9 protein-coding genes are annotated in these 11,132 nt (G+C 45.3%); all 9 read left to right on the top strand.

The features are described from left to right. Window positions 1-417: 417 nt before the first annotated feature. The 9 genes from RH949_RS31430 to RH949_RS31390 all read left to right on the top strand — a co-directional run bounded on the left by RH949_RS31430 (window position 418) and on the right by RH949_RS31390 (window position 10,705). Complete coding sequence (locus RH949_RS31430) at window positions 418-603, top strand: hypothetical protein (protein ID WP_446358740.1); 186 nt, start codon at window positions 418-420, stop codon at window positions 601-603. A gap of 674 nt (window positions 604-1,277) precedes the next feature. After that, window positions 1,278-1,538 carry a DUF4278 domain-containing protein gene (locus tag RH949_RS31425; RefSeq protein WP_446358738.1) on the top strand — a complete coding sequence of 87 codons (261 nt, stop codon included), beginning with the start codon at window positions 1,278-1,280 and terminating at the stop codon, window positions 1,536-1,538. Between the two features lie 172 nt (window positions 1,539-1,710). Further along, window positions 1,711-2,169 (top strand): helix-turn-helix transcriptional regulator, encoded by a 459-nt coding sequence (locus tag RH949_RS31420; RefSeq protein WP_446358736.1) that lies wholly within the window; start codon window positions 1,711-1,713, stop codon window positions 2,167-2,169. Window positions 2,170-2,212: 43 nt separating this feature from the next. Beyond that, complete coding sequence (locus tag RH949_RS31415) at window positions 2,213-5,710, top strand: sister chromatid cohesion protein PDS5 (RefSeq protein WP_446358734.1); 3,498 nt, start codon at window positions 2,213-2,215, stop codon at window positions 5,708-5,710. A gap of 487 nt (window positions 5,711-6,197) precedes the next feature. Continuing rightward, window positions 6,198-6,413 (top strand): hypothetical protein, encoded by a 216-nt coding sequence (locus tag RH949_RS31410; protein WP_446358732.1) that lies wholly within the window; start codon window positions 6,198-6,200, stop codon window positions 6,411-6,413. A 447-nt stretch (window positions 6,414-6,860) separates the two neighbouring features. After that, window positions 6,861-7,997, top strand: coding sequence for a PEP-CTERM sorting domain-containing protein (locus RH949_RS31405; protein WP_446358731.1), 1,137 nt, complete (start codon window positions 6,861-6,863; stop codon window positions 7,995-7,997). A gap of 400 nt (window positions 7,998-8,397) precedes the next feature. Beyond that, window positions 8,398-8,613 carry a hypothetical protein gene (locus RH949_RS31400; protein WP_446358729.1) on the top strand — a complete coding sequence of 72 codons (216 nt, stop codon included), beginning with the start codon at window positions 8,398-8,400 and terminating at the stop codon, window positions 8,611-8,613. Between the two features lie 285 nt (window positions 8,614-8,898). Next, on the top strand, window positions 8,899-9,135 hold the full coding sequence (locus RH949_RS31395; RefSeq protein ID WP_446358727.1) for a bacteriocin: 237 nt from the start codon (window positions 8,899-8,901) through the stop codon (window positions 9,133-9,135). A gap of 124 nt (window positions 9,136-9,259) precedes the next feature. Beyond that, window positions 9,260-10,705 carry an NHLP bacteriocin system secretion protein gene (locus tag RH949_RS31390; RefSeq protein ID WP_446358725.1) on the top strand — a complete coding sequence of 482 codons (1,446 nt, stop codon included), beginning with the start codon at window positions 9,260-9,262 and terminating at the stop codon, window positions 10,703-10,705. Window positions 10,706-11,132 lie beyond the last annotated feature (427 nt).

The following is an 11,132-nucleotide window of genomic DNA, read 5'->3' as shown; positions in this document are numbered from 1 at the left end:
GCCCACGGGGATATATCGATTACCCAATGGGAAGTTGATTATGAGTCGGGAATGCGATCAATAATATTGGCAACAGATTTTTGCCGTTTATCCACGTAGGGGCGCACCGACGTGCATTGGTGTCAACTTAAGCTCAACCCCTCACCCCCAGCCCCTCTCCCACGCCGGGGAGAGGGGAGCAAGAGCATCCGATCCCCCTTCTCCCGTGCAACAAAAGCGAAGCATCTGCTGTCCTCCCCCCTGCCATAAAAGCGAAGCATCCTTACTCCTCCCCCCTCTTGTAGGGGGGAACGAGGGGGGTAGGGGGGAACGAGGGGGGTGGAGAAGGGGTTAGGGGATGAGGGGGAAATGTTGAGGAGTAGATAGACACAGTTTAAAACCTTGCCAGCATTGGTTTTCGACCTTAAGTTGACACGGATGACCGACGTGCGCCCTATTCCCACCGACGTGCGCCCTATTCCCACCGACGTGCGCCCAATCCCCACCGACGTGCGCCCAATCCCCACCGACGTGCGCCCTGATTTGAGGGAACGCCCCACCCCCTTTCAATACCCGTTGATTCAGGAATATCCGCAACGACAAAATAGATCTGATACCCGATGAAGGGAACTAGACCAGGGCATAATACTATCGTACCCCTACCGAATCAATTATCCCTAAGCCGTGCCCGATTTATCTATCTCCGGCTAAATTTCACCAGAGGTTAAATTAGGGGGATAGGTAACTTTATCCAATCACAATTTATCACATTAGGGTATTCCCCAATAAGATGAGGGCGCACGTCGGTGCGCCCCTACATCTTATGTGTATTTGTATAATCCAACCCACCCTGATTGCACCGCCACAAACATCCTTGCCCAATTTTTAACTGCCCAACCTCTCCAAACATTAATACTTGCGATCGCTCCTTTCTCAAACCTAGTGTTCAAGGTGCGTTACGCTGCGCTAACACACGATGGCGGCGTGACCCACCTAAAATAGGACTTTGTTTGTAGTGAGAACTTTAGTTCTCTAACGTCTATCTGGAGAGGGCTAAGGTTCCCTCACTACGAACCCAATCTATTGCACCAAATTAGTTGGGTCACGCCACTACAAATAGAAGAGGTTTTGCGTATTAATTGGCAGTTTTCGGCAAGGGCGGTGACAGGATTGCGCCATAGCTTTGTCTAATTCTTACCATCAACTTGGCAGAAACAGTGAATGCATCGCTTCGTTTCTTTCCGTATCGTATTAATTAAAGAGCAAATTTTTAGCCATTCCCAGGAGAAACTAAGCCAATGCAACTCTGTTATCGTGGCGTTCCTTACCAGAAAAATCCAACTGCAATTCCTAGCACTGAATCCGCAACAATTGGCAACTATCGAGGGAAGCCTTGGCACAAACCTATCCTGAAAACCGCCCTTTCTGTGGCAGGATTTCGACAACTAAAGTATCGCGGTATCTCTTATATTAGCCCTGTCTGGAGCTTGAAATCCACGCCTTTACCCTTCAACCCTAAACCAAAACAAGGGGTTCAAAGTCGCGCCTCATCTCGATGATATAGCAGTAGATACATCGATTAGGACAAGCGAACTGTTGTTCCAGACGTTCCGACGAAACGTCTCTACGATCCGGATGTGTCTTAACCGCTATGGCGGTTGCTATAGCGGTTACCCATCCCCAATTTAAATCGTCCTAGACTTCAAATTAAAGAACAGGATCAGGTTTCTAATGAAAACCATTCTAATCATTGAAAATGATACCAAAACCCGAACTATTGTTAGAGAATTTACGGCTCACACCCCTTCATCAACCAACCATTCAGTTGTCTTTCCCTCCATTCCCCAACTCAGTGAATGCTTTAACTTTATCGAAGCCAATTATCACCAACAAATAAGCCTGCGCGATGTCGCCCAAGCCGTGGGTTACTCCCCCGCTTACTTAACCGACTTAGTGCGACGCCAGACGGGACAGTCGGTGTGTCGCTGGATTATTCAGCGGCGCATGGCAGAAGCCCGTCGCTTACTCCTGGTCACCAGTCAATCCGTGCAAGCGATCGCAGAAACTGTGGGCTATTTCGATACTAGCTATTTTATTCGACAGTTTCGCCAGCTTAACGGCATACCACCCCAAGCCTGGAGAAAAGCGCATCAATCCCATGGCAAACCCTATCAACTTACTTCTGATTAGGTTTTAGACGTTCAATAGTTTACCCTTAATTCATTGCTCTACCATGGAAAACTCAAAACGACTTCATGCTTCAGGGACTACACCCAATCCCTCCCTAGCCAAATCTCATCACTTGGTTGTCAGCGACACCCCTAGTAATCATGAGAGCCCCCCACAAAATCAGATATCATTACCAGCAAGGCTTCAGTGTCCCCAAGGATGGTGTTTCAGTGGTAAAAAAGCCTGGACAACCCAATTCGCGATCGCAACGACTATTCTCTGTCTTGTCCCCCTATTCGGATTAACCCGTAATACTTGGGCGCAAGAACCAACAAAGGCGGAAATTGCATCAGAAATTGAAAACTTAAAAAAAGCGGATGAATTTCTGGTTGAAGACGCTGTTGATGCGTTAAGAAAACTGGGTTCACCCGCTATCCCCCAACTCATTGAAGCCTTACAGTCAGAGAATTTGCAAGTTCGTCAAGGTGCCGTTAATGCCCTGGGAAGAATTGGAAAAGCAGCTATCCCGGATCTACTCGAAGGGTTAAAATCAGACAAAGAGCAAGTCCGTTGGAGTGCCGCGAATGGGTTAGGGAATATCGGTTCTCAGGCTCAAGATGCTATTCCTGACTTAATCGTAGTGCTTAAAGACCCAGAGCCACGAGTTCGCAGCAGTGCCGCTGATGCGCTGGGGAGTATCGGTCATGATGCTCAAGATGCTATTCCCGATTTGATAGAAACCCTTCAAGATACAGATGCACGAGTACGCAGCAGTGCCGCTTCAGCACTGGGCAATATCGGTCATGATGCCAAAGACGCGGTTCCTGATTTGATCCAGGCACTCCAAGATACAGAGGCACGAGTACGCAGCAGTGCCGCTTATGGGCTAGGGGGCATTGGTGCTGATGCGAAAGCAGCGGTTCCTGATTTGAGGGCGGCACTCCAAGACTCAGACAAAGATGTGCGTAGAAGTGCGGCTAATGCTCTCAGGCTTATTGGTTCCGATGCGAAAGCGGCAGTTCCTGATTTGAGGGCGGCACTTCAAGACTCAGACAAAGACGTGCGTAGTTATGCGGCTTATGCTTTAGAAACCATTGGTCGTGATGCCAAAGCAGCAGTTCCTAGTTTAGTCGCAACGCTCAAAGACGACAAAGAAGCACAGGTGCGGAGCTGGGCGGCTGATGCGCTGGGAGTCATCGGCGCTAAGGAAGCGGTTCCCCAATTGAGAGTAGCGCTCAAAGAAGACAAAGAAGTACAGGTTCGTAGAAGTGCGTCTTTAGCTTTGCGTAACATTGGTGTTGAGGCTAAAGAAGCTGTCCCCGACTTGAAAGTGGCTCTCAAAGATGCAGATAAATATGTACGCGGGTATGCGGCTTTAGCTTTGGGAAATATCGGTGCTGAGGCAAAAGAGGCTGTCCCCGATTTGCAAGCGGCTCTCAAAGACCCAGAGAAGTATGTGCGCGGCGCCGCCGCTTATGGTTTGGGAGGTATCGGTGCTGATGCCAAAGACGCTGTTCCTGACTTGCAAGCAGCACTCAAAGACTCCGATACAGATGTGCGCTCAAATGCGGTTAGTGCTTTAGGAAAAATTGGTGCTGATGCTAAAGAGACGATTCCAGACTTAAGAGCAATTCTCAAAGACAACGATGAGGATGTGCAGATGCGTAGCTCTGCCGTTTATGCTTTGGGCGATATTGGTGCTGAAGCCAAAGAGACGATACCAGACTTAACAGCAGCGCTCGAAGACCCAGATAAGGATGTGCGTAGCAATGCAGCTTCAGCTCTGAAGCTAATGGCTGATAGCCTTCAGGACAACGTAAAAACACTATCTCCCCAAGAATTAGCGTCTACAAGATCTGAATTGGAGAAAGCCCTAAAGATTCTGGAAGCTAATCAAACGGAGTTCTCAGAGGAAGAGACTAGCGCTGTACGTCGGGCGATCGCAGACCTGAAAGACCAACAAAACGCTCACGTTTCCAATTTGATTCGCCAGAATCCCTGGGCAATGGGAGTAATAGTCTACCTGATCTGTGTTCCATCTCTTTGGTCAATCCTCCTCTGGCTGCGCCCCTTGTGGTTGTTGAAACTCAACCAAATCCTGAAATACACCGATGTTATCGAATTGCCCCCAAACCTGGGCGGTTTTAAGATATCGCTTCGCACGGCTCTGATGATCCAGTTTTTTCATTATCACCCCAGAGTCCTAGATGCCTGGGTCAAAGCACATATCCAATCCGCTCAAGCCGAATTTCAGGACAAAGAAACCGTCAAAAACCGCCAAGTCTATATTTCCATGCCCGTTACTCTCAATGGTAAAACCCTCCCCAATCTCACCGGTAAAGAATTACGCCCCACCTTTAAAAAACAACGAGACTGCTTACTCATCTGGGGAGAAGGAGGAGCCGGAAAAACCAGCCTCGCCTGTCAAATTGCTCGCTGGGCAATGTCAGAGGATGAAACCGAACGTCTGTGTAAACACCAGATGTTACCTGTACTCATTGAACAGGATCTCAATGTTGAAGCCGCCGATAAATCACCGCAATCCCTACTTTTAGACACCATTAATGGGCAGTTGCAAGACCTAATCGACATCGAAGAAAAAATACCCAATAAACTCCTGGAACGTCTGCTACGACGTCGGCGGATTTTGGTGATTGTGGATCATCTCTCCGAAATGAACGAAGACACCCGCCGTGCAATCTGTCCGGCTCAGCCTGATTTCCCAATTAACAGTTTAATTGTCACCTCCCGATTTGCAGAAAAACTGGGTGGCGTGACCAAGACAAAAATTCAACCGATGCGAGTTGCCGGTAATCGCCTTTCCTCGTTTATGGAAGCTTACCTCACTCAACAGGGTAAACGGGATTTATTTGACGATGCGGAATACTTTGATGCCTGTCGGCAACTTTCTCTGATGGTGGGACAGCGTAATATTACAGTGCTGCTGGCAAGGCTGTTTGCCGAACAGATGATTGCGGCTAAAGAAGGCACGGGTAAACAGGATTTACCCGACAATATTCCTGAATTAATGCTTTCATACTTGAATGAACTCAACCAAAACGTTGTGAACGAGACATTGGATAACTGCACAGTACAGAAAGATGCCAAAATCATCGCTTGGGAATGTCTAAGACTCAAATATCGACCCACACCAGCCAAACGCCAAGATGCCCTCAACGCCCTAGGAGGCGATGAACCCGAAAAACATCTCAATCATCTTAAAGAACGTCTGGGTTTAATTCAAATTATTGGTCCGGCTCAAGACCAAATCCGTTTTGCGGTTGATCCCATCGCCGAATATTTAGCGGGTTTGCACTTAGTTGATAGTTACGGTAGCGATGAGCAAAAATGGCGCAATTTCTTAAACAAAGCCGACTATGTGGAAGGAACCCCCGCTGCGATTCAAGGCTTCTTGCTGGCGGTGCGAGATTGTTGTCTGGCTCAAGCTGGAGTGCCTAACTTCGTGGTGGAGGAACTGAATCAACGAACGGGTGTGGCTGCAACTGAGATTCAAATAGAGAGCCAGTCTATAGCATTTCCCCAGCAGATACCATCCCATTAGAGTTGAGAGTTCAGATACAGCGCTTTGCGCTGTAATAAAGTACAGTAGATCAAAGTCCCCCTTCAGATCCCCCTCCCGTCCCCCTTAAAAAGGGGGAAGCCAGAGGATGCTTCGCTTTTATTGCACGGGGATTTAGGGGGATCGACAATGTACCGCATAGCAGAGCAAACTGCTGTAAAATCCAAGCCAGATCCCCGACTTCTTAGAGAAGTCGGGGATCTCTTTACCCACTTACTTGAAAAGCGCTGTAAACCGGATTGTCAATAATTGCGACACCCTTGTCGTGCGACCATTTTGGTCGCTACTTATACTTTTATGCCAAGCTAGTTATCACTTTCTGTAACTGAATGATCTGATTTCAGTCATAGAGTTTACTGAAAATACAAGTACATCATTTTTTTATTTTTGTAGAGTATAAATCAAGCGGACATAACATAAAATTGTTTCTAAAATCCAGCATCTGCTCATTTCAGGTTTAGGTGGTAATATGCTATCGATTCGTGATTTAGTTCAAAAAGCATTGACAATTGGTTATCTAACCTTAGCCGCTGAAGAACAACTGCGGCAGCGTTTACAAAGCAAAACTTATGAACCAGACGAACTCAATGCCTTCATGAAGTTGCAGCAAGCTGCCATGGAAGGAGATGTACGACAAGAATCTCGCGAACTGTTCCAATTGGAATTACGTTCCCAAACCCTTTGATTGATAAGCTGTTTGGCATTTAAACCTTAATATCAATAATGGCACAATCCTTGTAGTGCGTTAAGCGAAGCCATGCCGCAGGCTTTGCATCTTGCTCGCTACTAATACCCAATTAAATGCATTACAGCTTAACAGTTTAACTAACTTGCGTGAAATCGTAGGTTGAGTTGATGCGCCGAAACCCAATCCAATCAATAGTGCCACAGTTCAGATGCAGAAAATCATGATTGCTCTCCTCAAGTGTAGGGTTTGCAGTTTTCGGCAACGGTGGTGACAGTATTATGCCATTAACTTGTCCAGTTTCTACCATCACCTTGGCACAAAAAGGGAATGCATCCTTAAGTTAGTTTCCTTATCGTATTAATTAAAGAACAGGTTTTCACCCGGATAGATTACCGTTCAGGGATAGGAACAACAGGAAATTGTCGTTTTGGAGATAAAGAATCCATGTCAATTCTCAAGCAAGCATCAATCGCTGTACTGGGAACAGCATTCGTCACCGTAGGCACAGGAGAAGTCGCCAAAGCCATTATTACTCCGGATGAGTCAGTTAGTGGTTTGGTTGATCCTTTCGATTTTAGTGGCGTTGCTGCTCTAACAGAAGCTGGAAATTTTTCTTGTAGTAGTTCGCTTCTACCTGGAGGGTTACACCTGCTCACAGCTGCCCATTGTCTCATAAACCAAGAGGGAGAATTTTATCCAGATACAGTGGGAAGTACGACAGCAATTTTTAATCTTGATAACGAGCCAATTTTTTCTTCAAATGGGACGATTTTACCCAATACAAATACAATGTTTGAGGAAATCGCCGTTACTGATTTTTTTGTGTTTCCAGATTTTAATACATTCTCTCTAGAAGGTGACATTGCTATATTGAAGCTGGCTAAACCAGCTCCCACAAGTATTGAACAATATGATATTTATCGAGGATCAGATGAAATTAGTCAGATTTTTACAATAGTAGGATATGGTCTTACTGGCATTGGCTCTGAAGGATTCGATGAATCATTATTTGATGGCAGTAAACGCTTTGGACAGAATCAATTTGATGCATTTATTGATATTTTTCAAGGTGCTTCTCAGCTACCTGAAGAGTTCTTTCCTAAAGATACTACAAGCCAGTTGTTGTTTGATTTTGACAACGGCAATCCGGAAAATGATGCCTTTGGTGTTCACTTTGGTATCCCTGACTTAGGGTTAGGATTCAACGAAGTTAGTATAGCGCCAGGTGATTCAGGGGGACCCTCATTCCTCCTCGACGACGAAGGGAACAAGTTGGTTGCCGGAATTACCTCTTTTGGTTTTTCTGACGTTTGGGATACTGATGAAGATGGCATTATTAACATTCGCCTGTTCCCAGACAATCCAATTACAGATGTTGTCATTGAAGGAGTCGCTAATGCTAGTTTCGGTGAATTTGCGGGTGTTACGCGAGTATCCACTTATGCCAGTTTTATCGATGATGTGATGGGGGGGAAAGTTCGCCCTACGGCTTCGGTACCAGAACCCTCTTCTATTTTGGGGACTATTATCTTTGGTACTTGGGGAGCAAATACTCTGCGGAAACGCAAGAATAAGCAATAATCAAAGACGAGGATGATATCCCAGGGAGGAGATTTACTTTATACCAAAATTCCGCACATATTTTTCGCACAGAGTCCCTACTGCTCTAAAAAGTGGGGACTCTTTTCCTAATCAACTAATTTTTTTATGATTAATTTGCTCACTTTCGCAGGATAGCATCTTCCCTTTTACCTCTTCCTTCACCACCACCCTCCATGAGGCAAACCTTAATTAAAAAAGTTAATTTTCTCCAAGCTTTTAATTCAAAAAAAATATCCTATTTCATCTAAAAATAGTACTACTTATTCAGGATTAATGGTGGTTATTATTAATATAGTAGGACGGTAACAGATAGAGCATTCTAGCTTATACCAATAGAAAAGTCCTCAAATTCCAAAGAACAAATAACGGAGAACAGTAAATGTCTAACATCAATCCATTTTTTCTCAATATGTCTCAATCTAAAACTCAGCAACAGTCGTTGTCATTAACAACGGGAGGAAAAAGCTTAGATGACGTCCAAGCCATGAAATCTACCCAAAATTTGACGGCTAGCCATGGGGCGGAAGAGCTATCCGATGAACAGTTGAAAACTGTAGCTGGTGGTTGGGGGATTTTGTGGATTGCCTATCACTAACCAGAAGTTTAGAAAGGTTAAACGAGCAAGATTTACGCAGTTACACCGTTGATAACGGTAATGATGCGTTATCCTCCGCTAATATCTGATGGCGGCGTGGCACAGCTAATTAGATAGATTAGCTTTGTAGGGGTGCAAGCCTTGCCCCCAGAAAATATGTCAAATCTATTCGACTATTTTAGCGGTGTAACGCCACTACGGATACAGGCTGTAATTGTAGGTATTTTCCTTGGAAAATTCCTGAACTTCGCTAGGTTGTAGTAAATAAACAACGGAGAAAATCAAATGCCTAACATCAATTCATTTTTTGCCAAAATGTCTGAATCTAAAACTCAGCAACAGTCGTTGTCATTAACAACGGGAGGAAAAAGCTTAGAGGAAGCGCACATGATGAAATCCACCCAAAACTTTGCAGCTAACCCTGGGGTGGAAGAACTATCCGATGAACAGTTGGAAACCGTATCTGGTGGATTTATGATTATAAATCCGCAGTTCAGTAAATACTATTATACGCTGTTCTGAAGCCCAGATTCCTTCAAGATTTTCGGGTCAAAAAACTAAATGCATAACAGCTTAGTCCTGAAACTAACCGGATTGTAATTAACACTCCCCCGACGTCAAATCGGGGGATGCTTCTGAATCAGTCATGCTAACTCAAAAACAAACTCTATTTCGAGAAAAATCTCTAGAACGTTTATCCTCTCCTGAACGGCTAGACCAACTTATGGAAGTCGTCAACCCCAAAAGTTGGCTTCCTTTACTCTCGTTAACCTCTTTAGTCGCCGCTGCGGGACTCTGGAGTATTTACGGACGCATTCCCATCACGATTGAAGGGCGTGGTGTCCTGGTTTATCCTAGCAATGTTGTACCGCTTCAATCTAAAAATTCTGGGCAATTATCCGATTTAACTGTCGAAGTAGGAGATACCGTTAAAAAAGGTCAAATTCTGGGAACCATTAACCAAACTGAACTCCAAAAACAACTCCAACAGCAACGAACTAAACTCGCCCAACTCCAGTCCCAAAACCAAGCCGTTAGTTCACTGCAAGCCCTACGAATTGAACAGGAAAAACACTCGATTCAACAGCAACGCCAATACCTCCAGCAACGGATTCAGGAACTCCAATCCCTAACCCCATTGCTCAAAACTACCAGTAATGAATCCCTGAAACAACAACGCCAAAGCCTGCAACAAAGCTTACAGCAAGTTCAGGGGATGACTCCTATTTATCAACAGAGATTAGACATCCGTCAGCAACTTTTTGCCGAACGAGTGATTACTCATGATGTTCTGCTGGATGCTCAAGTGCAAGTTCAAGAGAACCAGGATACCATCTCTAAACTCCAAACCCAGTTAAAAGAACTCGATGTTACAGCAACCGAGCAAGAAAAAGCCTATCGTGATAACCTAAGTACTATCGCCGACTTGCGATCGCAACTCCAAGCACTCGAAAGTCGCCAAGCCAATCTCGCCCAAGAAGACTTAGAAGCCGTCACCCTGCGCCAGAAAGAAATTCAAGCCGTTCAGCGCGACATTGCCCAACTGGAAGTACAATTAAATGAGAATAGCCAAATTATCAGCCCACACAGCGGACGCATTGTCGAACTCGCGGTTAATCCTGGACAAGTGGTTAACCCAGGAACCCGTTTGGGAACCCTAGACGCGGCAAATCCCGATAGCGAAATGGTGGGAATTACCTATTTCTCCGTTGGCGACGGCAAAAAAATTAAACCCGGTATGACGCTACAAATCACACCCCAAACCGTGAAGCGGGAACGCTTTGGCGGTATCGTCGGTGCCGTTAAAGATATTTCCACCTTTCCCATCACCCAAGCAGCAGCCGCGAAGGTTGTCGGTAATCCAGAAATAGTCGCCGATTTGGTATCCAATCAGCCAGCAGGACTGATGCAAGTTGTCGCTGACCTCCATCCTGATGCTACAACATTTAGTGGTTACAAATGGTCATCTTCTAAAGGACCTGAGCTCAACATCTCTTCAGGAACCACCACCACCGTTCGCGTGACGATAGAAGAACGAGCGCCAATTACGTTTATTCTACCGATTCTTAGGTCGAGTAGTGGCATTTATTAAAGCGGGTAGTGGCGTGACACACCTTATTTGATGGATGAGAATTGGTTCGTAGTGAGGGAACCTCAGCCCTATCCAGCTAAGCGTTATAGCACTAAAGTGCTTACTACAAACAAAACCCTATTTTAGCTGTGCCACACCACAACCAAGGTGACATGATTCCCACGTAAACGAGGGTGGCAGTTTTCAGCAAGGGCAATCACCGGATTGTGTAATTAATCTGTCCCCTTCTTACCATAACCTTGGCAGAAACGGGGACTGCATCGAAAATTTTATTGGCTTATTGTTTTAATTGGACTTTGGACAAAAAAATGAGTTTGCGTAATTTTTACGCAAACTCATTTTTAACTTAATTAAGAGGAATTAATTTGACGATGACCGAAAAGTTTTACTCGTCTTTAACTCCCTCATTTTTCCCAGAGATATCCGG

The sequence above is a fragment of the Coleofasciculus sp. A1-SPW-01 genome, from assembly GCF_040217205.1.
Classification (GTDB): Bacteria; Cyanobacteriota; Cyanobacteriia; order Cyanobacteriales; family Coleofasciculaceae; genus Coleofasciculus; species Coleofasciculus chthonoplastes_A.
The sequence above is the reverse complement of the archived record's forward strand: the minus strand, read 5'-3'. Positions and strand labels throughout refer to the sequence as shown.